Origin of the sequence: Pseudonocardia hierapolitana (genome assembly GCF_007994075.1) — a bacterium.
Lineage (GTDB): Bacteria > Actinomycetota > Actinomycetes > Mycobacteriales > Pseudonocardiaceae > Pseudonocardia > Pseudonocardia hierapolitana.
Genome location: NZ_VIWU01000001.1, coordinates 3,409,736 through 3,433,197, shown reverse-complemented (window position 1 = coordinate 3,433,197; position 23,462 = coordinate 3,409,736). Strand labels below are relative to the sequence as shown.

General features: G+C 72.8%; 17 protein-coding genes. 12 read left to right on the top strand and 5 right to left on the bottom strand.

What is annotated here, in order from left to right; genetic code table 11:
* Nucleotides 1–73 precede the first annotated feature (73 nt).
* Genes FHX44_RS16340 through rfbB form a run of 4 tightly spaced genes read left to right on the top strand, consistent with a single transcriptional unit; the run spans nt 74 to nt 3,405 of the window.
* Nucleotides 74–613, top strand: a complete 540-nt coding sequence (locus FHX44_RS16340) for a phosphatase PAP2 family protein (protein WP_425469191.1) — start codon at nt 74–76, stop codon at nt 611–613.
* Entirely contained in the window at nt 610–1,530 is a 921-nt protein-coding gene (locus FHX44_RS16335) for a decaprenyl-phosphate phosphoribosyltransferase (protein WP_147256583.1), read from the top strand. The genes FHX44_RS16340 and FHX44_RS16335 overlap by 4 nt, the downstream gene beginning before the upstream one ends.
* A 3-nt stretch (nt 1,531–1,533) precedes the next feature.
* Nucleotides 1,534–2,421, top strand: coding sequence for a glucose-1-phosphate thymidylyltransferase RfbA (gene rfbA / locus FHX44_RS16330; RefSeq protein ID WP_147256582.1), 888 nt, complete (start codon nt 1,534–1,536; stop codon nt 2,419–2,421).
* 9 nt (nt 2,422–2,430) lie between these two features.
* Complete coding sequence (gene rfbB / locus FHX44_RS16325) at nt 2,431–3,405, top strand: dTDP-glucose 4,6-dehydratase (RefSeq protein WP_147256581.1); 975 nt, start codon at nt 2,431–2,433, stop codon at nt 3,403–3,405.
* Here rfbB and rfbD read toward each other — a convergent pair.
* From rfbD to FHX44_RS16305, 5 genes are all read right to left on the bottom strand, one after another.
* The gene (gene rfbD / locus FHX44_RS43280) at nt 3,392–4,231 is read right to left on the bottom strand and encodes a dTDP-4-dehydrorhamnose reductase (RefSeq protein ID WP_246170414.1); all 840 of its coding nucleotides are present in this window, start codon (nt 4,229–4,231) and stop codon (nt 3,392–3,394) included. The genes rfbB and rfbD overlap by 14 nt on opposite strands.
* Nucleotide 4,232: 1 nt before the next feature.
* Nucleotides 4,233–4,781, bottom strand: a complete 549-nt coding sequence (locus FHX44_RS43275) for a dTDP-4-dehydrorhamnose 3,5-epimerase family protein (protein ID WP_246170413.1) — start codon at nt 4,779–4,781, stop codon at nt 4,233–4,235.
* A complete protein-coding gene (locus FHX44_RS16315; RefSeq protein ID WP_147256580.1) occupies nt 4,778–5,731 on the bottom strand; it encodes an NAD-dependent epimerase/dehydratase family protein in 954 nt (317 codons plus the stop codon). The genes FHX44_RS43275 and FHX44_RS16315 overlap by 4 nt, the downstream gene beginning before the upstream one ends.
* A 130-nt stretch (nt 5,732–5,861) precedes the next feature.
* Nucleotides 5,862–7,025 (bottom strand): serine hydrolase domain-containing protein, encoded by a 1,164-nt coding sequence (locus FHX44_RS16310; RefSeq protein ID WP_212612508.1) that lies wholly within the window; start codon nt 7,023–7,025, stop codon nt 5,862–5,864.
* Nucleotides 7,026–7,116: 91 nt separating this feature from the next.
* The gene (locus FHX44_RS16305; RefSeq protein WP_147256578.1) at nt 7,117–7,443 is read right to left on the bottom strand and encodes a hypothetical protein; all 327 of its coding nucleotides are present in this window, start codon (nt 7,441–7,443) and stop codon (nt 7,117–7,119) included.
* Nucleotides 7,444–7,706: 263 nt separating this feature from the next.
* On the opposite strand from FHX44_RS16305, the gene FHX44_RS16300 reads away from it, so the two are divergent.
* From FHX44_RS16300 to FHX44_RS16265, 8 genes are all read left to right on the top strand, one after another.
* Nucleotides 7,707–8,312: a class I SAM-dependent methyltransferase gene (locus tag FHX44_RS16300; RefSeq protein ID WP_246170412.1), complete on the top strand. Its 606-nt coding sequence runs from the start codon at nt 7,707–7,709 to the stop codon at nt 8,310–8,312.
* A gap of 34 nt (nt 8,313–8,346) precedes the next feature.
* Nucleotides 8,347–9,636, top strand: a complete 1,290-nt coding sequence (locus FHX44_RS16295) for a lipopolysaccharide biosynthesis protein (protein WP_147256576.1) — start codon at nt 8,347–8,349, stop codon at nt 9,634–9,636.
* Nucleotides 9,637–9,681: 45 nt separating this feature from the next.
* Complete coding sequence (locus FHX44_RS16290; protein WP_246170411.1) at nt 9,682–10,383, top strand: glycosyltransferase family 2 protein; 702 nt, start codon at nt 9,682–9,684, stop codon at nt 10,381–10,383.
* A 6-nt stretch (nt 10,384–10,389) separates the two neighbouring features.
* Nucleotides 10,390–10,812 carry a DUF2304 domain-containing protein gene (locus FHX44_RS16285; protein WP_147256574.1) on the top strand — a complete coding sequence of 141 codons (423 nt, stop codon included), beginning with the start codon at nt 10,390–10,392 and terminating at the stop codon, nt 10,810–10,812.
* A complete protein-coding gene (locus tag FHX44_RS16280) occupies nt 10,809–11,705 on the top strand; it encodes a glycosyltransferase family 2 protein (RefSeq protein WP_246170410.1) in 897 nt (298 codons plus the stop codon). Before FHX44_RS16285 ends, FHX44_RS16280 begins: the two co-directional genes overlap by 4 nt.
* 23 nt (nt 11,706–11,728) lie before the next feature.
* Nucleotides 11,729–13,408: a hypothetical protein gene (locus FHX44_RS16275; RefSeq protein ID WP_147256573.1), complete on the top strand. Its 1,680-nt coding sequence runs from the start codon at nt 11,729–11,731 to the stop codon at nt 13,406–13,408.
* A 347-nt stretch (nt 13,409–13,755) separates the two neighbouring features.
* Nucleotides 13,756–22,719, top strand: coding sequence for a hypothetical protein (locus FHX44_RS16270; protein ID WP_147256572.1), 8,964 nt, complete (start codon nt 13,756–13,758; stop codon nt 22,717–22,719).
* Nucleotides 22,716–23,462: a hypothetical protein gene (locus FHX44_RS16265; protein ID WP_147256571.1), complete on the top strand. Its 747-nt coding sequence runs from the start codon at nt 22,716–22,718 to the stop codon at nt 23,460–23,462. The genes FHX44_RS16270 and FHX44_RS16265 overlap by 4 nt, the downstream gene beginning before the upstream one ends.

Genomic DNA, 23,462 nt, shown 5'->3' with positions numbered 1-23,462 from the left:
CGCCCGCCCCGCCGTACTGGAGGCCCCACCCGTGGCCGAGCTCCTCGACCGCCCCGGCCCGCACGCCGTCCCGATCCTCGAGCCGGACGGCACGGTCGACGTCCCACCGGCGGCAGCGGAGGTGCGGGTGCTGGAGGCCGTGCAGGGCGCGCTGGCGCGACCGCCCGTCGTGAGCGTCGCGCGCGGGATGTCGTTCTTCGGTGAGCACGCCGCAGGCTGGCTCGCGATGGGCGCGGTCGGTGCGCTGGTCGACCGCAGGCGCCGCCGGGACTGGATCACCGCCACGGCCGCGGTGGCCGTGGCCCACGGGGCATCGGTCGGGATCAAGCGCGTGGTGCGCAGGCCGCGGCCGGACAACCCGCGGGTGCAGGTGCACGTCGGCACGCCGAGCAGGTTGAGTTTCCCGTCGGCGCACGCCACCTCCACCACGGCGGCAGCCATCCTGTTCGGCGCGCTGCTGCGCAAGCCGCTCGCCGCCGCACTGGTGCCGACCATGGCGCTCTCGCGGATGGTGCTCGGCGTCCACTACCCCACAGATGTCCTCGCGGGCTCCGCGCTCGGCGCCGCCGTCGCGGTAGCGGCGCGCCGGGCCATCCGGAAGGAAAAGCGATGACCAGCACCGACGTGCCCACCGAGCAGGCCGTCCCCCACCGCACGCCCGTGGGTGTGGCGCGGGGCGTGCTGAAGACGATGCGGCCCAGGCAGTGGGTCAAGAACGTCCTGGTGCTCGCCGCACCGTTCGCGAGCGGCGACCTGCTGCGCCACGGGATCGCGCTCGAGCTCGCGGTGGCGTTCGTGGCGTTCTCGCTGGCCGCGTCCGGCATCTACCTGGTCAACGACGCCAACGACGTGGCCGCCGACCGCGCACACCCCACGAAGCGCAACCGGCCGATCGCGGCGGGCATCGTCCCGCCGGGGCTCGCGATGGGCGTGGCCGCCGTGCTGCTGCTGGGGGCGCTCGCGCTGAGCGTGCTGGCCAGCGTCCAGCTGGTGATCGTGCTCGCCGTGTACATCGTGGTGCAGCTGGCGTACTGCTACTGGCTCAAGCACCAGGCCGTTCTCGACATCTGCGTCGTCGCGTCCGGCTTCCTGCTGCGCGCCATCGCGGGCGGCGCGGCCACCGGGATCGCGCTGTCGCAGTGGTTCCTGCTGGTGGCCGGCTTCGGCTCGCTGTTCATGGTGGCGGGCAAGCGGTACGCCGAGATGATGCTCGCCGAGCGCACCGGTGCGAAGATCCGCAAGTCCCTCGAGAGCTACTCGGCGTCCTACTTGCGGTTCGTGTGGGCGCTCTCGGCCACGGTCCTGATCACCACCTACTCGCTGTGGGCCTTCGACATCGGCGTCGTCCTGCACAACACGACCTGGTCGGTGATCTCGATCGTGCCGTTCGTGATCGCCGTGCTGCGGTACTCCGTGGACGTCGACGCGGGCAACGGGGGCGAGCCCGAGGAGATCGCGCTGGGCGACCGGGTGCTGCAGGTCCTGGCGCTGCTGTGGGTGGGCACGCTCACGCTCGCCGTCTACTCCTGATCGATGAAGGGAATCGTCCTCGCCGGTGGCTCGGGCACGCGCCTGCACCCGATCACCCGCGCGGTGTCGAAGCAGCTGTTGCCCGTCTACGACAAGCCGATGGTCTACTACCCGCTGTCGGTGCTGATGCTGGCCGGGATCCGCGACATCCTCGTGATCTCCACCCCGCAGGACGTCCCGGTGTTCCAGCGCCTCCTCGGCGACGGCGGTGAGCTCGGCCTGCGCATCGGTTACGCCGAGCAGCCGGAGCCGAACGGGCTGGCCGAGGCGTTCGTGATCGGTGCCGAGCACGTGGGGACCGACCCGGCCGCGCTGGTGCTCGGCGACAACATCTTCCACGGCCCGGGCTTCTCCGGCCTGTTGCAGCGCTCGATCGCCGACGTCACCGCGGGCGAGGCGGGCTGCATCCTCTTCGGCTACGCGGTGCGCGACCCGCAGCGCTACGGCGTGGCCGAGGCCGGACCCGACGGCCGGCTGCTCTCGATCGAGGAGAAGCCCGCGCACCCGCGGTCCAACCGCGCGGTCACCGGGCTCTACTTCTACGACAACGACGTGGTCGAGATCGCGGCCGGGCTCACGCCGTCCGCCCGGGGCGAGCTGGAGATCACCGACGTCAACCGCGCCTATCTCGAGCGGGGCACCGCCCGTCTGGTGGACCTGGGCCGCGGGTTCGCCTGGCTGGACACCGGCACCCACGAGTCGTTGCTGGAGGCCGGAGAGTACGTGCGGGTGCTGGAGAACCGGCAGGGCGTGCGGATCGCCTGTATCGAGGAGATCGCGATGCGGATGGGCTTCATCGACCCCGCCGCGTGCTATGCACTGGGCGAGCGCCAGGCGAAGTCGGGCTACGGCGAGTACGTGATGGATGTGGCGAAGTCGTTCGCCGGTTAGGAGGTTCGGGTGCGGGTCCTCGTGACCGGGGGAGCGGGCTTCATCGGCTCGCACTACGTGCGGTCGCTGCTCGCCGGCGCCTATCCGGCGTACGCCGACGCCGACGTCGTGGTGCTCGACCTGCTCACCTACGCGGGCACGCTCACCAACCTCGCGCCGTGCGCGGCCGACCCACGGCTGCACTTCGTCAGGGGTGACATCCGGGACGTGGACGTCGTGGCCGAGGTCATGACCGGGACCGACGTCGTGGTGCACTTCGCGGCCGAGTCGCACGTCGACCGCTCGATCGCCGGCGCTGCGGACTTCGTCTCCACGAACGTCGTCGGCACCCAGGTGCTGCTGGAGGCGGCGCTGGAGTGCGGGGTCTCGCGGTTCGTGCACGTCTCCACCGACGAGGTGTACGGCTCGATCGACGAGGGCGCGTGGCCCGAGACGCACCCCCTCGAACCGAACTCGCCGTACTCGGCGTCGAAAGCGGCCTCCGACCTGCTCGCCCGCTCCTACCACCGCACCCACGGGCTGCCGGTCTGCATCACCCGCTGCTCGAACAACTACGGCCCCCACCAGTTCCCGGAGAAGGTCATCCCGCTGTTCGTCACCAACCTCCTCGACGGGAGGAAGGTGCCGCTCTACGGCGACGGCCTCAACGTCCGCGACTGGTTGCACGTCGACGACCACTGCCGCGGCATCCAGCTCGTGGCGGAGAAGGGGCGCGACGGCGAGGTCTACAACATCGGCGGCGGCACGGAGCTGACGAACAAGGAGCTCACGTTGCGGCTGCTCGCCGCCGTGGGGGCCGACGAGTCGATGATCGAGCCCGTGGCCGACCGCAAGGGCCACGACCGACGCTACTGCGTGGACTGGTCCAAGATCGCCGACGAGCTCGGCTACGCCCCGCGGGTGTCGTTCGAGCGGGGCCTCGCCGAGACCGTCCGCTGGTACACCGAGCACCGCTCCTGGTGGGAACCGCTCAAGAACGCCTGACGTAGTCGGCCAGCCGCTCGCGCCAGTCCGGCAGCTCCACACCGGCCGCGGCGGCCCGGGACAGGTCGAGCACGCTGTTGAGCGGGCGGCGTGCGGCGTGGGGCTTGTCGGCGAAGTACTCGGCCGTCGTCGTGTCGGTGACCCGCAGGTCGCCGTGCCCCGCCAGCGCGAACGTCGCACGGGCGACGTCGGCCCACGACGCGGGCTCGCCGCCGCCCGTCACGTGGTAGCTGCCGTAGGGAGCACCGCTCGCCACCAGGTGCACGATCGCGGCGGCCAGGTCCGTGGCGAACGTCAGGCGTCCGATCTGGTCGGCCACCACTGACGGCTCGACGCCCTTCTCGGCCAGCCGCAACATCGTGCGCACGAAGTTGTGGCCGTCGCCGACCACCCAGCTCGGCCGCACCACGTAATGCCGCGGATGCGTGTGGACGGCGATATCGCCAGCGGCCTTCGAGGCTCCGTAGACCGACAGCGGCGCCACGGGTGCGTTCTCCGGGTACGGCTGCGCGGACCGGCCGTCGAACACGTACTCGGTGGACAGGTGCACGAGCGTCGAGCCGGTCCGGTGGCAGATCGCGGCGAGCGCGGACGGCCCGGCGGCGTTGGTCCGCCACGCGGCCGCGCGCCCCTCGACGGTCTCGGCGCCGTCCACGTCGGTGAACGCGGCGGCGTTGACGATCGTGTCGTAGGCGGCCCAGTCGATCGACGCGCTCGCGGCGTCGGCGATGTCGAGGTCGGAACGCCGCAGCGCGGTGGCGTCCGGCAGAGCGGCGACCAGTGCCCGCCCCACCTGTCCACCGGCCCCCAGCACCAGTACGCGCACGTCAGACCCCCGTCGGCGCGACGGCCGCGAGCGGGGGGTGCCCGCGGTCCTTGTCGGAGCGGATCGCCTCGTCCTCGCCGATCGGCCAGTCGATGCCCAGCGCCGGGTCGAACGCCTGGATCAGCGTGTACCGCGCGTCCGGGGTCCAGTGCTCGTCGACCAGGTACGAGTAGACGACGTCCGGCGTGAGCGTCTGGTAGGAGTTGCCGCAGCCGCGCGGCACGAAGATCGCGTTGCCCGGGTGCAGCTCGAACGTCTCCACCCGCCCGAACGTCTCGCCGGCCCGCAGGTCGACGATCGCGGCGAACGCCCTCCCGTGCGCGAGCGAGATGAACTTGTCCCACGGCTCGGCGTGGATGCCGCGCGTGACGCCCACCTCGGCGTTGTACGACACGTTGCTCTGCACGATCTCGAACGGTGGGAACCCGAGCGCCTCCAGCTTCGCGCGTTGGAAGCTCTCCTTGAACCAGCCACGGCCGTCGTGGTGCAGGACGAGGTCGACGTGGAGCAGGCCCGGGATGGACGTCTGCGACACCCGCAGCTCGTTCATGCGGACGGCTCCCGGGGGAGGGTGCGCACCCAGTCGAGCGTGGCGCGCAGCCCGTCGGTCAGGCCGGTCGGCGGGGGAAGCCCGAGCTCGGCGCGGGCCCGGGAGACGTCGAGGCAGCTGCGCAGCACTTCGCCCTGCCGCGCCGGCAGGAACTCGGGCGTGAAATCGACGGCGCCTGCCGCGGCGGCCACGGCCTCGGCGAGGGTGAGCACGTCGACCTCGGTGCCGGTGCCCACGTTGTAGACCTCGTGCGGGAGGTCGGTCGCCGCGGCGGCCGCCCGGTTGGCCGCGACGATGTCCCCGACGAACACGTAGTCGCGGGTCTGCCGGCCGTCCCCGAACACGGTGGGCCGCTGCCCCGCGAGCACCCGGTCGCAGAAGATCGCGATGACGCCCGCGTCGCCGCGCGGGTCCTGCCGCGGCCCGTACACGTTGCCGTAGCGCAGCGTCACGACGTCGAGCCCGTGGTTGCGCCGGAACCAGCTGCCGTACCGCTCGACGGTGCGCTTGCCCAGCCCGTACGCCGACAGCGGATCGGTGGGGGTGGTCTCCGGGGTGGGGACGACGTCGGTCTCGCCGTAGATCGCGCCTCCGGTGGAGGTGTTCACGACCCGCCGCACGCCCGCCGCGAGGGCAGCGGAGAAGACGTTGACCGAGCCGAGGACGTTGACCGCGGTGTCGGTGGCCGGATCGGCCATCGACTTCCGCACGTCGATCTGCGCCGCGAGGTGGAACACCAGGTCCGGCGCGAACCCGGTGACGGCCCGCCGCACCCCCGCCTCGTCGCGCACGTCGAGCTCCACCAGCTCGGCGGCGGGGGAGCCTGCCAGGTTGGCGGCCGAGCCGTGGCTGAGGTCGTCGAGCACGAGGACGTCGGCGCCGTCGGCGACGAGGGAGTCCACGAGGTTGGAGCCGATGAACCCGGCCCCACCGGTCACTACGGCGCGCACGGCGGGATCGTAACGGGCGCTCCGCGTACGGCGGTGGACGCCAGCGGGCCGTGGCAGATCCGAGATGTCCGAGACCAGCGGTGCCCCGGTGGGGCGGCGGCTGCGCGAGATCCGGCTGTGGCGTTGCCTGTCAGTGCGCGCCGTCCACGCCGAGGCTCTCCCTCAGCAGCGCAGCCAGCCCGGGCGCGCTCTCCTCGGCCGTCGGCGGGGTGAGGCGGTTGTGGGTGAAGGCGAAGCCCAGCCGCCGCTGCGGGTCGGCGTAGGCCTCGGCGCCGCCGAGGCCGCCGAACCCGAAGGCCGTCTCGTCCCCGCCGGACACCGGGTCGGCGTGCAGGTAGCCGAGGGACTTCAGCGCGGGCGCGCCGATGATCTGGTCGGTGTCGCGTCGGCGGATGCGGGTGGCGAGCGCGACCCGTTCCGGGGAGAGCAGCCGCCCGCCTCCGTTCGCCAACGCCCCGTACAGGGCCGCGCCAGCGCGTGCCGTCATCGTCGCGCTGAACGGCAGGAAGGCGTCCATGCTCCAGCTCCGGCCGGCCGGGGCGATCCGTCTCGGCACGATCGAGTCCGCCAGGATCCCGCCCACCGCTCGCTGGAACGCGTTCCCGCCGGGGAGCTGCGCCTGGAGCGCGACGAACGCCGCCGCGTCGATGTCGGCGAGCCGGTCCGCCTGATCGGTGGGCGGCACGATGAACAGCTCGTCCTCGATCCCCAGCGGTTCGGCCAGCTCGGTCCGAACGACCTCGTCGATGGCGCGCCCTGTCGCTCGCCGAACGACCTCCGCCATGAGGTAGCCGAACGTCAGGCTGTGGTAGCCGGTCTTCGTACCGGGCTCCCAGGCCGGCTCGAGGCCGGCGATCAGCGACACGACCCGGTCGTGGTCGGCCAGGTCGTCCGGGGTCAGGCCGGTGGGGAAGTAGGGGATCCCCGCGCTGTGCTCGAGCACGTGGGCGACGGTGATCGCGTCCTTGCCGCCGGCGGCGAACTCCGGCCACAGCTCGGCAAGCCTGGTGTCGTAGTGCAGCGCGTCGCGCTCCACCAGCCGGTGCACCGCGGTGGCCACGATCCCCTTGCCGACGGAGAAGACCGGGAACAGAGTCCTCCCGTCGACGAGCTGTCCGGTGGCCGGATCCGCCGTCCCCGCCCAGGCGTGGACCACGAGCTCGTCTCCGAGGTACGCGGCGACCTGCGCGCCGAGCTCGACCCCCGATTCGACCAGGTCGTCGAGCCGGCGTTGGACGGCCTCCTGGGCCGTGCGCGCCGTCGAGATCGTCATGGTCTCGAGTGTGGTGGGCACGAGCGTGTCCGTGTTGCGGTACGTGGCCAAGAGCTATCGCGTTTCGGCCAACGGGGCGTGTCGGCTCGAGTAGATCCCGAGGTCTGCCGGTTCATCGGGCCTCCGCCGTCGTCACTCCGGCTGGTACGGGTGGGGCGTTCTGGATGGCGGTCTCGGCGCCGGTGTAGCTGTCGATCGCACCCTCGGCCAGTGCGACGCACTGGCCGAGGTTCTCGGCGATGCGGGCCCTGCCGTCCGTCCAGTGGACGGCGAACCGGTCGACCGCGCCGGCGACAACGCCGCCGAGCGCAGCGGGGTCGGCGTCGCCCTCCTGAGTGGGCAGATCGCCGAGCTCGGCCTGGAGGGTCTGCAGTTCGGTGCGGAGCCGACCGAGTTCCGGGGTGTCGACGAAGAACTCGACCGGCCCGGTGCTGGGCATCGTCGGACTCCTGGCCGGGATCAGCGGCCTGCTGCGGTGCGCAGGGACTCTTCGGTCTCCTCGTAGGTGCGGGCGGCCTCGTCGAGGAAGAGCCCCATCCCGTCCATGGCCTGCTGCACCTGGGTGTCTCGTGGCCGGGCGGTCGTCCGGCAGTGGTCGTGTCGGCGACACTCGCAGCCGACCCGCCCCCGATGAAGGAAGAGTTCTTCCCGCGCCGGGGGTGGTGCTGCATGCAGGGGGACGAGGTCGTCACACTGGGCGATGTGACTGCGCCAGAGGGTCGGCCGCGTACCGACGCCCCCGACTACGCCGAACGCCTGAAGAACCTGGAGCAGGCGCGGTGGAAGCGATGGCTCGACGTGCAGGCGCCGTACCGCTGGAACATCCGCAGGCTCGAACTCGGCCGCACCCTCGACGTGGGCTGCGGCCTCGGGCGCAACCTGGCCCACCTCGGCGGCGAGGGGGTCGGGGTCGACCACAACGCGGCTTCGGTGGCGGTGGCCCGGGAGCGCGGTCTGGTGGCGTACACCTCCGAGGAGTTCCCCACCAGCGCACACGCGCGTGGGGGTTCGTTCGACAGCCTGCTGGCCGCGCACGTCGTCGAGCACATGTCCGAAGAGGACGCCGTCGGGCTGCTGCGGACCTACCTCCCGTTCGTGCGCAAGGGCGGCAAGGTCGTGCTGATCACCCCCCAGGAGAAGGGGTACGCCACCGACGCCACACACGTCCGGTTCTGCGGGTTCGCCGAGGTCGCGGCGCTGTGCGAGACGGTGGGGCTGACGGTTGCCCGGCAGTACTCCTTCCCGTTCCCGCGCCCGGTGGGGCGGGTGTTCCCGTACAACGAGTTCGTCACCCTCGCCCGAATCTGACGGGTCCCGGCGCACCAGTGACTAGCGTGGGCACGTGATCCCCGCACGCCGACTCGGCACCGCGGCGCATCTCGCCGCGGGGCTCGGGGTGCTCGGTGCTGCGGGCTACGCGTTCGTCGCCGTGGTCGGCCACGTGTTCCACGGCCCGGCCGACGCCGGCGCGCTCAGCGCCCTCATCTCGCTCTACATGCTCGTCAACATCATCGGGCCCGGGGTGTTCGCCGCGCTCGAGCAGGAGACCAGCCGCGCGGTCAGCTCCGCCGCGGCCCGTGGGGAGCCCCTGCGCCCGGTCGCGCGTCGCGCCGCGGTGCTCGCGCTGTGGTCGTTCGCCGCGCTCGTCGCGGTCGTGCTCGTGGCGTGGCCGCTCGTGCTGGGGCGGGTCCTCGAATGGCGCCCCGGCCTCTTCGCCGCGCTGCTCGTCGCGATCGCGGGGTCGGGGGCCGTGTACTGGGCGCGCGGCGTGCTCGGTGGGCAGCAGCGCTTCACCGCGTACGCGCGCACCCTCTACGTCGAGGGCGCGGTGCGGCTCCTGCCCTGCCTCGCCCTGCTGGTGTTCGCGCTGGAGGAGCCCTCCGCGTACGGCTTCGCCTTCGCCGTCGGCTCGGCGCTGGCGGCCCTGAGCGTCTGGCCGGCGCTGAAGCTCCCGGCGACGGAGGTCACGACGAGCCCCGACGGCATGGGCCGCTCGCTGCTGTACCTCGCCGGGGCGATCGCGCTCAGCCAGCTGCTGGCCAACATCGCCCCCGTCGTCGTCACCTACCGGTTGCCACACGACCTCGTGACCGCGGCCGTCTTCGGGTCGACGTTCGTGCTCGCCCGCGTGCCGCTGTTCCTGTTCGCCCCGGTACAGGCGGTGCTGCTGCCACAGGTCACCCGGGCGGCGGCGATGGGCCGCCACGACGAGCTGACGCGCAAGCTGTGGCAGGTGCTCGGGCTGGTGGCCGGTCTCGGCGCACTCGGGCTGGCCGGCTGCGTGTGGCTCGGCCCGTGGGCCGCCGAGCACCTGTTCAACACCGCGTACCGCCCGTCGGTGGCCACGCTCGCCCTGCTCGGCACGGCCACGCTGGTGATGATGCTTGCGCTCGTCGTGCAGCCCACGCTCGTCGCGCTCGCCCGGCAGCGCACGGTCACGATCGGGTGGATCGCCGGTTCGATCGTGTTCCTCGTGGTACTGGTGGTAGGGCCGGAGCCGATCGCGGCAGCCCTCGTGGCCCAGCTCGTCGGCCCGCTCGTGGTGCTCGCGGTGCTGCTGGTCGGGGTGCTGCGGGCCCTGCGTGTGCCCGGCACCGGCGTGGGTGCATCGCCCGCCACGGGACGCCGGTAGGTTGACGCGGCCATGCCTGGACACAACGACCCGGAGGAGACCGGTGTGACCACCGTCGACGGCAGGCGCAACGAGGACGTCTGGGTCGTCATCCCGGTCTTCAACGAGGCGCCGGTGCTGGAGTCCGTCGTGCGGCAGGTACTGACGGTCTTCCCGAACGTGGTGTGCGTCGACGACGGCAGCGGCGACGGATCGGCCGAGGCCGTGCTGCGCACCGGCGCCCATCTCGTGCGCCACCCGGTGAACCTCGGTCAAGGCGCGGCCCTCCAGACCGGCCTGACCTACGCCCGGGTGCAGCCGGGCGCGCAGTACTTCGTCACCTACGACGCCGACGGCCAGCACCGGCTCGAGGACGCCTCCGCGATGGTCGATGTCGCCCGGTCCGGGGCATCCGACGTCGTGCTCGGCACCAGGTTCGCCGACCATGCCGACTCGGTGCCGCTGATCAAGCGGTTCGTGCTGCGGCTCGCGGTGCTGCTCAGCCCTGCGGGTCGCAAGCTGCGTCTCACCGACGCGCACAACGGCCTGCGTGTGCTCACCCGGCCCGTGGCCGACAGCCTGCAGATCACCATGAACGGCATGGCCCACGCCTCGGAGATCGTCTCGTACCTGGGACGCTCGAAGTGGCGCGTGCGGGAGATCCCCGTGTCGATCCAGTACACCGAATACTCCCGAAGCAAGGGACAGTCGCTGCTCAACGGCGTCAACATCCTCTTCGACCTGTCCGTCCGCCACCGAGGAGGCTGATCGGCCGTGCTCATCCAGTTCGTCCTCGTGCTCGCGGTCCTGACGATCCTGTACGTCTTCGTCCGCCGCTCCCACGCGATCTATGTGCAGGCGAGCAAGCGGATTGCGCTCGTGCTGTTCGCCTTGGCGAACGTCTACGCCGTGATGCGGCCCGACGACCTCACCGCGATCGCCCGCATGCTCGGCGTCGGGCGGGGCACCGACCTCGTGCTGTACGCGCTGGTCGTGGCATTCATGGCCGGCATGTTCAGCATGTACCAGCGCTTCCGCGTGGTCGACCGGCGCTACACCGAGCTCGCCCGCACGGTGGCCATCCGGGAGGCGGAGCTGATCAACCGGGAGCGGGGCCTCCACTCGGCGCAGGTCGTCAGCATCGCCACCGGCGATGGTGACCGGGCGCCGGTGGTGAGCGAGGAATCCGCCCGGTGACGACCGTGGACGTCATGCTGCCCCACTACGGGCGGCTCGACCTGGTGCGGGCGACCATCCGCAGCGTTCTCGCCCAGGACGATCCGAACTGGCGGCTCACGGTCCTCGACGACACCGGCGAGTCGGCCGACGACGCGCTCGCCGACTGGTGCGCAGGCCTCGACGACAAGCGGGTGCACTACCAGCTCAACCCCCGCAACCTGGGCATCAACCGCAACTTCCAGCAGTGCGTCGACCGGGTCGAGCACGAGCTCGCCGTGATCATCGGAAACGACGACCTCATGCTCCCCGGCTACATCGGCACCGTGCGGCGCGCGCACGCCGCGCACCCCGAGGCCGCGATCATCCAGCCCGGCGTCGAGGTGGTGGGGGCCGACGGCGCGCCCGCGCGTTCACTGGTGGACCTGGGCAAGCGGTGGGTCTACGCGCCCCGGGTCAGCGGCGCCACCGTGCTCGCCGGGCAGGAGCTCGCGGTGAGCCTGCTGCGGGGCAACTGGCTGTACTTCCCGTCGATCTGCTGGCGGTCCGAGCCGCTGCGCCGCACCGGGTTCCGCGAGGGCGTCGACGTCGTGCAGGACCTCGCCCTCGTGCTCGATCTCGTGCTCGACGGCGAGTCGCTGCTCGTCGAACCCACCACCTGCTTCCGCTACCGGCGCCACGACGCGTCCGTGTCCTCCGCGCACGCCGCCGATGGCAGGCGCTTCGCCGAGGAGCGCACGTTCTTCCTGGAGACGGCCGACCGGATGGCGGCGCGGGGCTGGCCACGCGCCGCGCGTGCCGCCCGCAGGCACCTGTCGTCGCGGATCAACGCGCTGACCCGGCTGCCCGCCGCGGCCCGGCACGGTGGTCTCGGCGGCGTTCGCGCACTGGCCCGCCACGCCTTCGGCGCGTGACGATGGCCCATCGAGGTCCACTGGTGGTGGGCAGGGGCGCGGCAACCGAGCCCGACGACCGCGCGGCGGTCGCCTGGTGGCTGCGGGCTGCGGTCGCCGTGGGGGTGCCGACAGCCGCGTTCGCTGCCCACGCCCTGCTCTACGGCCGATGGATCGTCGACGACGCCGGGATCACGTTCGCCTACGCCCGATCGATCGCGACCGGCGCCGGGCCCGTCCTCCAGCCAGGGGTCGAGCCGGTCGAGGGGTTCTCGAACCCGGCATGGCTCGGCCTGCTCGTGCTGGGTCGCTGGGTCGGGTTGTTCGACCGCGGCGCGTGGTTCGGGGTGCCCGACTACGTCGCGTTCCCGAAGCTGCTTGCGCTGGTGCTCGTGGCCGGCGTGTTCGCCTGCTGCTACGCCGTGGCGATCGCGATGACCCGTCGGCCCACACTGGTCACGATCGTCGCCGGCCTGGTGACCGCGGCCGTGCCGTCCTTCGTGATCTGGACGATGTCCGGCCTGGAGAACGCGCTGCTGGCACTTGCCGCGGCGGCGATCGCAGCGGTGCTGGTCCGCGCCGTCGTGGCCGGCCGCTTGCTCGAACCCACCACGGCCGTGTGGTGCGGACTCCTCGCGGCGCTGGCCGCGCTCACCCGCCCGGACGGCCTGGTGTACGCCGGAGCCTTCCCGCTCGCGGCGCTCCTGCTGCTGCACCGGGTGAATCTGGGCCACGCCGCGCGGGCCGCCGCGCTGAGCCTGCTCGTCTTCGCCGTGCCCGCGGGGGGCTACCTGGCGTGGCGGCTCGCGGTCTTCGGGGAGTACCTGCCGAACACGGCGATCGCCAAGTCGCAGGGGCTGCCCGGCCTCGCCGCCGCCACCCGGCCCGGCGAGCTCGTGACCTACATCGGCTGGCCCGCCGCGCTGCTCGCCGTCGCCGCCGTCGGGGCCGCACTGGTCCAGCCGGGCATCCGGCGTCGGGCGCTGGTCGTCCTGCTCGTGCCCCTCGCGCTCTCCGTGCTGGCGTTCGGCGTGCTGGCGCCGGACTGGATGGGCCAGCTCAGGTTCGCCACCCCGGTGTGGCCGTTGGCGGCGCTCGCCGCGGTGGTGGCCGCCGTGCTGGTGGCCCCGCAGCTCGACACGCGCAGCCGTGCCGTGGTGGCGGTGCTCGCGGTGGGCGCGTCCGCCGTCTCCGGCCTGGTGCTGGTCGACGGGATGCGGGCCTTCCGCGCCGCCCCGACCGCGCCGCTCTGCCTGGTTGCCCAGAACACCGGGCGGGCCATCAATTCCTACGCCGAGCTCGTCGACGTTCCGGACCCCGTCCTCGCCGCACCCGACATCGGCGGCGCCGCCCTCGTCAGCGACCTGCGGCTGGTCGACGTGGTCGGGCTCGCGGACCCGAGGATCGCTCGGTTCTGGGCGGCCGGCGACACCGCCGGGTTGCGGACCCACATCCTCCGTGAGGTGCGCCCGACCTTCCTCACGCTCAACCCCGACTGGGCACGGCTGACGGGGCTCGCCGCAGACCCGAGACTCGTCCAGAGTTATGACAAGATCGCGACGAGTCCGGCGGGTGTCACCGACTGGGTGAGACGTGACGCGCTCAGAGCGGGAGATCTCGCCGCTCTTCGTATTCGTGCAGCTCAGGCGGTTGCTGATGACGAGAATGCGCGGCGCTCGCCCCGGGCGTCCTGCGGTGATGTGCTCGTCCCTTCGGGCCGCTGACTTTTCTGATCTTGGGCTTGCAACCCCGCGGTGGCATCCGTTAAGGTGATCAACGTTGCACGGCCCCGCTGGTCGCTGACGTAGCGCGACGGGCAGGCCGATCGCAACCGAGGGGAATCCGGGTGTGAGCTTTCCGCCTGGAACACAGGTCGCTGCCCAAGGCGCGACGCGGAGCATCCCCGTTCCACCTGCACGTGTCTCGTGCTGCTCGCGACTGCCCGTCGCATCTCATTTCCGCACCTCGGTTACTGGAGTCATCTGCCATGCGCCCGCGACACGCTCACGACGGTGAGGCCTCGAGCCTCCTCGTGGGCGCTGTCGCGTGCGTCCGGCTGCGGTTGTCCGCAATGGACCGGCTGCTGGTGCTACTGCGGTGGACGCTCGGGCTCGCCCTCGGAGTCGTCGCCCTGTGGCTCGGCGCGGCGCTGACGGCAGCGTCGCCCGCGGCCGCGGCCGTGCCGGTCGTCGCCGCGCAGGCCGGGATCGCGAAGGCAGGCTCCAGCCGGCCCGCCGCCGCCACGGACGACGGGGAGGGCTCGGACTCCGGGTCCTCCGGCGACGACTCCGGTGACTCGGGGGACGACGACTCCGGCGACAAGTCGGGTGACGACTCCGAGGAGTCCGACTCCGACTCCGACTCCGACAAGGGCTCGCGCGACGACGACCGCTCGGACGAGGCCGACTCGGACGAGGACCGCGAGGAGCGGTCGAAGGACGAGAGCGACGAGCTGGCGGAGCGCGAGGAGGAAGGGGCGGCACCCGCGGACGAGTCGGACGACGATTCCGAGAAGGAGTCGAGCGAGGACTCCTCCGACGAGCAGGCGCGGGACACCGACGAGCAGGAGCCGGCCGAGCAGCGCGACGACGAGCCGGCCGACGACAACTCCACCGACGAGCAGGCTGCCGACGAGCCCGACACCCTCGAGCAGCACCTCGACGACGAGAGCCGGGACGAGGAGAGCACCGACGGGTCCGAGGAGCAGGAGACCGGACAGCGCGGTGACGACGAGTCGAGCGACGACGAGTCGGACGCCGCGGACCGCGTCGGGCAGTCCGGGGTCGTCACGAGCGAGCAGCACGAGGACGCCGCGGAGTCCAGCGACGAGGAAGCCGCGACCGCGGACGGCGCCGACGTCGAGCAGGCGGTCGCCCGGGTCGTCGACGACCTCACCGAGGACACCGCGACCGACGACGCCGCCGAGAGCGACGAGTCCGACGCGGACGTCGCCGAGCGACCGGACGCGGACGAGGACACGACGCAGGCGTCCGAGGACCCCGACTCCGAGCGCGTCACCGCGCTCGCGGCGAAGGTCACCGAGCAGGTCGGCGGCGCCGTCGAGGACGCGGCCGACGCGGACTCCGACACCGGCGACTCGCGATCAGATGCGGAGGAGGCAGCATGGGAGCAGCTGACCGCGGAAGCGGCCGACGGGCTCGACGCCGCCGGGGACACCGAGACGCAGCAGGCGCTGCTGCGTACCGACGATCCCGCTGACCCGCGCGGCCCGCCGGCCGACGCCGTCGCGCTCTTCAGCTCCGACGAGAGCGACGAGGAGGAGTCCCGCGAGTCCGACGACGAGGACCGGGACGACGACAGCGACGAGGACAAGGACTACGACGACTCTCCGGAACTGACCGAGCAGGTGCTCGAGGACCGGATCGAGGTCGACAACGGCAAGGAAGAGCTCGAGCGGGAGAAGGCGAAGGTCGCCTCGGGGGAGACGGCCCAGGCCGACTACGACGAGAAGGCCGCCGAGCACGCGGAGCGGGAGCGGAAGGCCGCCGAGAACCGGGACGAGCTGTCGCCGGACCGGGTGGAGCTGGTCGACGAGGTCGTCGACGGTCACCGCGAGCTGAGCGAGCGCGAGTCGGAGCTGGATGCCGAGGAGGAGCAGGTCGCCTCCGGCGTCGTCGACCGCGAGACGCACGAGAAGAACGTCGCCGACTACGAGAAGCGGCGGGACGACGTATACGACGCCACCGACGAGTTGATGGACGCCACCGACCGCGAGGTGCGGACGGTGTCCGAGGACGACCTCGACGGCGAGGGTGCTACCGCCGGATGTGACGCGGACGGGGCGTTCGTGGGCTGCGGGTCGGCGAGCGAGTCCGCCGACGGGAAGCGCGATTTCGAGCGGAAGCTGTGCCTGTCCGGGGTGTCGAACTGCGGGGCGTCCTCGGAGTCGGGTGGCTCGAAGGCCGAGGCGTCGTGTGACGACACCGGCTGCGGGAGCAGCGCGTCCAGCCGCGGTGCTGACGGCACGGAGACGCGGTCGTCCGCGCGGTGCGACGGTGGTTCCCGGGACTGCGGGCAGTCGAGCAAGGCCGACCGCGAGGGCGCGAGCGCGGAATGCGAGTCCGGCGGCGGGACGTGCCGCAGCGAGTCGAGCGGCTCCGGTCGCGACAGCGGGGAGCCGGGTGACGGTCGGGACACCGTTCCCCTCGCCTCCGCGGACGAGTCCGCCGAGACGCGGGTCACCGGCAGCAGCTCGGCGCGGTGCGAGTCGGCCGCCGGGTGCGGCACCTCCAGCCGGGTCGACGTGAGCGACGACGGCGAGGTCGTCGCCGACGCCGAGACCGGGTGCGACACCGGGTGCACCGGTTCCGCCCGCACGAGCACCGACGCTTCGGTCGCCTCCGCGGCCGGCGCGCGTGAGTCGGCCACCTCCGCGACCGCGGACTGCTCGGTCGACGGCGGCTCCTGCTCGGCGCGCAGCGGCTCGCGGGCCGACGGCGAGGACGGCGACAGGTCGGCCTCGAGCACAGCGGGTGGCAGCGTCGACTGCGACACCGCGTGCACGGGGAGCGCCGCGGGATCGACGAGCGGGAAGGCCACCGGAAGCCCGGCGGTCGTGGGCGCGGCGGCGCCCGTGCGGGAGACCGGCGGATCGTCGTCCTGCACCGCGACGGCCGGCGGGTGCGCGGCGGAGGCGGCCTCCGAGGTCGGGGACAGCGCGGTCTCGCCGAAGTCCGGGTCGACGCGCAACGCGGCGATCGGGGAGCCGGCTCGGGAGCTGTTCGCCACCAGCGCCGCTGGGGCCACCGTTTCCTGCGCGATCGAGGGGTGCGCGGGAACGGGCGACAGCGCGACGTCGGGCGCCGCCTCCGGAGACGTGCCGGGGGTGCGCGACAGCAACGGGTCCTCGTCCTGCTCGGTGCACGGTGCCGGTGGCACGTGCTCGACGGCCTCGGACACGCTCGTGTCCGACCGCGAGCCCACCCCGGGCGAGACGGTGGCCGGTGTCGTGCCGGTGTCGGGTCCGGTGAGCGTGTCGACCGCCAACGCGTCGGCGGAGTGCGCGGGTGCCGCAACCCGGTGCGGCGGCAAGGCGACCTCCGCCACGAGCGCCCGCGACACCGCGGTCACGCCGGATGCCCGTGGGACCTCCGCGTCCACGGAGTGCACGGTGACGGGCGGTGGGTGCGTCGGCACGACGAGCTCGGCGGCGTCGAGCGCGAACGACTTCGTGGCCACCGACCCGAACACCGGGCTTCCGCTGCCGGGCCGGCCGACGACGGGGCCGTCGTCCACCACCGCCGCGAACGCGTCCGTGGTGTGCGCGCCGGGTGCGGCTTGCACGGGTTCGGTCCGCACGAGCACGACCGCATGGGACGGCGCGCTGACGCGCAGCTCCGACGGCGCCGCGTCCTGCACGGGCGCGACCGGTGGCTGCAACGTCCAGTCGGTCTCGACGGCCTCCAGCGGCCCCGGCGCCGCACTGGCGCTGGCCGGCGGCCCGCAGCAGGTGAACGCGGCCCGGCTGCCGGCGGGCCCGTCCGCGGCATCGGCCGCGGGCGCGGCGATGACCTGCGCGGGCGAGATCGCCTGCACCGGCTCCGTGTCGAGCGCGGCGAACGCCACCGACCCGCTCGTGTCGCCCGCGGCGCGCGGATCGCACGGCGAGGGCTCGTGCGAGGGCGTCACCGGCGGCGTGTGCCAGGCCGTCACCAACTCCGGTGCCTCGTCCGACCCGTCCGCGAACGTGATCACCCCGCTCGTGGCCGAGCGCTCCACCGCCAACGCGACGGTGAGCTCCGGCACCACGGGTGACGCTCCGCAGGGCACCCAGCCGCAGCAGGAGCAGCCGGTCGCGCCGGTGCCCACGGCGCCCGGGTCGTCGGCGAACTCGGGAGCGCCCACCGTTCCCGGCGCGTCCAGCTGGACGATGGCGAACGCCACGCTCGACTGCTCCGGCAGCAGCGTCGCCTGCACCGGGGTGGCGCGCAGCCCGGCGGCAGGCACCGACGGCCCGTCCGCGGGCAACGGTTCGATCGGGGCGCGCGGCCCACCGGCAGGTGGCTCCACCACCAGCGGCAGCTGCGCCACGGGCGTGAGCGGCTGCCGGGCGCAGACCAGCGCCACCGCGGCGTCGGGCCAGGTCGTGGCCGACGTGATCGCGGAAGACCGGAAGTCCACCGCCGTGCCGCTGGCCGAGCAGGCCGCGCAGGCGGAGTACCACGCCGCACTGGCCGCACGGGTTGCGAGCCGGGCGGATGCCACAGCAGAGCAGAGGAAGGCCGCCGCGGACGCGGTGGCACGGGCGGAGCAGGCGCGGGTGGCCGCGTCGGAGGCAGCCGAGCTGGCCGCGAGGCCGGTGACCGGCGCCCCGGCCACCACGAGCGAGTCGTCCGCCCACGCGTTGTGCGCAGGACCGAACTGCGTCGCGGGGACGACCGCCGCCACCACTGGTGGTGCCGGCGGGTCGCACACCTCGGCGACCTGCACCGCCGCTGCGTCCGGGTGCGCGGTGACGAGCGAAGTGTCCGCCACTGCCGACGACATCGCCGGGGTCGACGCGGCAGGCAAGCCGATCCCGGGAACCTCCAGCAGCGGGAAGGCCGGCTCGCGGGCCGTCTGCCCGGAGGCCGGCTGCACCGCCGCGCTGACCGGGGGAGCCACTGCAGGCGACGGGACGCCGAGCCGCAGCACCGGCGACACCGCGTGCACCGGCACGGCCCCGTGCATGGCAGCCGTTTCGGCCGGCTTCAGCACGACCGCCTCGCACGCCGATGCGCGGCCGGACGAGCGGTTCGCGACCTCCTCCACGCTCGCCGAGGCACTGTGCGACGACGGCACCGCAGCAGGCTGCGCGACGCGTACGTCCTCGGCGACGGACGTCACGGCGACGGACGTCACGGCGGTGGATGACGCGGGCGTCCGCGGGCGGTCGGCCTCGACGTGCGCGGCGGCGGGCGGATGCTCGGTGACGTCCGCGGGGCTGTCCGCCAAGGGTTTCGTCGATGCCACCGCCGCCTGCGCCGGCGCCGGGTGCCGCATCGAGACCGTCGGCACGGCCGCGGTGCCGACGCGGGCCGGGCTGAACCGGGCGGATGTGCGGACGGACTGCACCGCGGGAGCCGGTGGCGGCGAGTGCACGGCCGCGGCTCAGGTTGCGGCGAGTGCCGCCGGGGCTCAGGCGGCGACGTCCTGCCAGGGCGGGGCCGGCGCGGTCTGCCAGCGCAGCTTCGCGGCGTCCAGCACCGCCTCCGGGGCCGAGGGCGGGACCCGGGTGGACGCGGATGCCGGGTGCGGCGCGACTGGGGGCGCGGGTGCCGGATGGTGCGCCACCAGCGCCGCCGTCGATGCGCGAACGGGACTCGCGGTGGCGTCGGCGGCGTGCGAGGGCGCGGGCTGCTCCCACTCCTACCGCGCGGCGAGCCACGCCCGGGCCGGGAGCGCGAGGGCCGACGCGGTCGGCCACAGCAGCGGCGGGGCCGGTGGTGGCCAGGTCATGACCGCCGCGTCGGCCTCGCGCGGTCCGGGGTTCGCGCAGGCGTCGGCGTCGTGCGCCGGTACGGCGGGGGTGACCTGCCGGCACTCCTACTCCGCTGCGGTGTCCGCGTCCGCTCGCGGCGCGCGGGCCTCGGCGTCCGGATCCGGTGCCGGCGGCTTCGGCAGCGGCGGGGTGGTCGTCACGGCCCAGGCTTCGTCCGGCCCGGGGTGGGCTTCGGCTTCTGCGTCGTGTTCCGGCGCGGCCAACTGCCGCCACTCCTACTCCGCCAGCGCATCGCAGTCGGCCTCGTACCAGGGAGCAGGTGCGGGTGGTTCGACCGTCCGGCACTGGGCGCGGGCGTCGGCGTCCGGCTCCGGCGGCGGCGGTCAGGGCGCCGGTGGGGTGTCGGTCACGGCGCGGGCGAGCGCGAGCCCGACGGGTGCCAGCGCATCGGCGTCCTGCTCGGGTGCGTGGAACTGCAGTGCGAGCTTCGAGTCCCACTCGGTGGCCGATGCCTACCACGACCCGAAGCACTACGCGCACGCCGACGCGGACTGCTCCGGCAGCGGCTCCGGCGGGTTCTGCGCGACGTCCGCGACCGCGATGGCGAACGACAAGTCGGCGAGTGCGGGCTCTTCCTGCGCCGGCAGCCCCGGGGCAGCATGCCGCTTCAGCTACTCCGCGCACAGCGACGCCGACCTGAAGACGCCCACCACGAAGGTCAACGGCGGCTCCGACTGCGGTGACAGCGGCGGCTTCGGCGGCGGTGGCTGTGGCACCACCGCGTACACCGAGGTCGACGCCAACGGCGTGACGCGGCTGGTCCTCGGTTGCAAGGGCCCGGGCTGCCGGTTCAGCGGGGTCGGCGACGCGGATGCCCACAACCTCATCGCGGAGGGCAAGGCGCACCAGCAGTGCGGCCAGACCGGTGCGGGCTGGTGCGTGCTGGGCGTCAAGGCCGAGCTGACGCCCGACCGCGAGCGGGAGAACTTCAAGATCGACGCCCTTGGTTACTGCGTCGGGTCCGCGGGCGCGAACTGCCAGGGCAGCTACTCCACGCACATCGACCTCGGCTCCTCGACCGTCGGGGACTGCTCGGGTGTCGGGTCGGGTGGCTGCCACGGCGAGACCCTGACCGGAGCGGGCAACCCCGTCATCTCGTACGGGGTGTGCCTCGAGGGCCTGGCATGCGACTGGAAGGCCAGCACGCACAGCGACGCCGGGATCAAGACGGACAAGGAGAAGCTGAGCGCCGAGGCGAACGCCGACTGCAAGACGTCGAGCGCGACCGGCAAGGCGTGCTACACGGCGGCCGGGCTGGCCGTGGAGAACAACCGCATCCAGGCGTTCGCGGCCTGCCAGGGCGGCGTCGGGCCTGACTGCAGCTACCACGCGCACACCACCGCGCACGACCTGAACGGCATGAACGTCGCCGACGCCGACCACACCTGCGGCCAGCAGGCGGCGGGCAGCTGCGGTGTCTCGAGCTGGGCCCTCGCGCTCACGGGCATGAACCTCAAGGGCGAGTCGATGTCCCTCCACGGTGAGGCGCTCGCCGGCGGGTCCTGCTCCGGCAGCTTCGGCACCGTCTGCGGTGGCAGCTACCGCACCCACGTCGACAGCGACCGCGACACCTGGAGCAACTGCACGGGCACCGGCGCAGGCAGCTGCCACGGCGTCGCGGACCCGTGGAACGCGCACTCGACGGGCACCGGGTCGGGGCACATCGAGTCGAAGTCGCCCGACGAGCACAACTCGGGCAGCTTCACGACCTACGGCCCGCTGTTCACGCCGATCACGATCGGCGCCAACACCCACGACACCACCGGGCGCCGGTTGATCAACCTCGGCCGGGGCGCCGGGGACGTGGCCGAGAGCGTCGGCAACGAGGTCGTGTCGGTCGTCGAGGACACCGGCACCCAGCTCGCCAACTTCGGCCGCCTGGCATGGACGGGTGTGGAGGAGCCGCGCCTCCCCGGGGAGACCGACGCCGAGTACGACGCCCGCGTCTGGCCGCTGAAGCACCGGTACGACACCAATCCCTACGTCGTCCAGTTCTCCAACATCGGCCGCCAGGGCTGGACCGGCGTGGAGGAGCCGCGTCGCCCTGGTGAGACGGAGGAGCAGTACAACGCTCGCGTCTGGCCGCTGAAGCACCAGTGGAACCAGAGCATGGACATGCTCGGAAAGATCTTCTCCGGCGAGGCGGATCGGAACCTCATCTGGGATCCGGTCGGCACCCTGTCGACGGCCGCGTCCGGGCCGCTGATGGTCATCCCGAGCGGTGTCGGGCAAGTCGCCTCGAAGGGCCTGCTGAAGTCCGTGACCGGCGGCCACGACCTCGCGCCGGGCAAGCTGCGGATCGACGTGGACGGTCGGCACGATCTCGGGCCGGACGCGAACTGCGTCAACGCGGTGTGCACGTACGGTGGGTCGCCCGACGTCGATGCGGTGATCCCTGGCGACATCCCGAAGGCGCTGCCGGGCTCGCACGACCCCGACATCGCGCGCGGCATGGTCGAGGGGACCTTCGGCGGTCGCTTCACCGACGTCTCGAAGGCACAGTTCGAGCGCGACGTGGCGCACCTCCCGGACGGCAGCGAGATCGTGACGTGGGGCTGGCGGGACGGTGCGCCCTCCTCGCACATGATGTACGGGCTCAAGGTCGGTGGCGATCTGCGCTTCTACGACCAGCGCGGCCGGCTGACCGACGGGCAGGCCAGGGCCGAGCTGGACGAAATCCAGAAGCTCCTGGTGCGCGGCAGCGGGTGGGCCGACTGGACCAGGCCGGATCTGTCCCACGTCCCGCCGGTCGGCTCGACCAAGGACCGGGGCACCCCGGGAGCGGGTGACCCGGCGACGCCGCGCGGCCCTCCGCAGCCGAACCCGGCCCACGGCGTCGACGACGTCCAGGCCGAGATCGACGCAGCACAGGCCGCGGAGGACGCGGGCCGGGTCGTCGGGATGGGCGACTGGAGGGAGTTCAACGGCAAGAAGGCGCCGGAACAACTGGCCGAGGCCGCGGCCGAGCTGCGTGACGCTCGGCGGCTGGCGGACGAGTTCCCCGGTCACCGGGTGCGGGTCGGCCGGGAGCAGAACGCGCCGATCCGCGAGGGCACGGAGGACGAGCGGCTGCCGGAGTTCGACCTGGCTGTCGAGACGGGCCGTGGGGATGTCGTCGCGGCGGTCGAGGTGACGTCGGTCGCCAACCCGGTCGCCCACGTCGGGGACCTGTCGAAGGGCGTGCGGCACGCGGCGGACAAGGTGAGGAAGCGCCTGGATGCCGGAAACCCGGTGGAGGGCAGCCCGCAGGCCCTCATCCACATGAGTCTCGACATCGGGCGGAAGACGTTCGGCGGTGCGATCCGCGACTTCGGGCGGGACGGTACCGTGAACCTCCTCCGCCCCGACGGCGCGCCGATCCTCGGCAAGGACGGACGCCCCAGGACGAGCAACTTCTTCGACGACTTCGCCCGGAACCTCTCCAAGGTGGAGAACAACGAACTGCTCGACCGGGTGACGCTGGTCGATCAGTTCGGCCGCTGGATCGGGTTCGAGCGGCAGGGCAAGACGTGGACGCACGTGGGGATCCGATGACCGAGGTGAGCATCTGGACCCGCGGTCGTCCTCACCGGTTCGCCGAGCTCACGGCCCCTGATGACGGTGATGACCAGTTGGCGCTCGCCACCATGGCGTTCGACGCGCTGGCTGCTGTCGGGCAGGACCTCTTCGAACCGCTGGCGGTGAACGTCGAAATCGTCTGCTGCGATTCCGAGCTTCGCATTCCGCTCGACGAGCCTCGGCCCGCTGCGCCCTTCCACCAGCTGCGCCTGCGTTCGATCCCGGACACGGTCCAGGTCCCGAAGGTGTGGACCGAGTTGGTGGTGAGTCGGTGCGAGCGGCTCGATCGGGACGCCGTCCTGGGCTGGTTCGGTGCGCTCCTCGCCGAGCAGGGGTGCGTGCGGAGCGGCAGCACGACCGGGTGGAGCGAAATGCTGGTCGAGGCCGTCCGTGCGCGCCTGCCCGGGGCGGCGACGGCCCTCGTCGACGGCAACGAGCTGCCGGTGTCCCACGGAGCCGGCCTCGTCCACTATCCCGTCGAACGGCTCGGGAACGGCCTCTGGGTGGCCGGCCCGCTCGCCACGAGCCACGACACCGCCCCGTTCGAGGTCAGGATCGTCAACGAGGCCGGCGTCCTGTCCATGGACTGGTCGCTGAACTGGTCTCCCTGGATAGTTGCGGACGGTGCGGGCCGTCCCGACGTCGAGGCCGCGCTCCGGCGGCTCTCGGCGTTGGGATGGAACGTGGAGCCCGTCGATCGAGCATGGAGCCCGGACTGA

Bases quoted from the DNA above. Each gene is read 5' to 3' on its own strand.
- FHX44_RS16335 (WP_147256583.1), top strand. From the start codon at position 610: ATGACCAGCACCGACGTGCCCACCGAGCAGGCCGTCCCCCACCGCACG.
- rfbA (WP_147256582.1), top strand. From the start codon at position 1,534: ATGAAGGGAATCGTCCTCGCCGGTGGCTCGGGCACGCGCCTGCACCCG.
- FHX44_RS43275 (WP_246170413.1), bottom strand. From the start codon at position 4,781: ATGAACGAGCTGCGGGTGTCGCAGACGTCCATCCCGGGCCTGCTCCAC.
- FHX44_RS16305 (WP_147256578.1), bottom strand. From the start codon at position 7,443: ATGCCCAGCACCGGGCCGGTCGAGTTCTTCGTCGACACCCCGGAACTC.
- FHX44_RS16270 (WP_147256572.1), top strand. From the start codon at position 13,756: ATGGACCGGCTGCTGGTGCTACTGCGGTGGACGCTCGGGCTCGCCCTC.
- FHX44_RS16265 (WP_147256571.1), top strand. From the start codon at position 22,716: ATGACCGAGGTGAGCATCTGGACCCGCGGTCGTCCTCACCGGTTCGCC.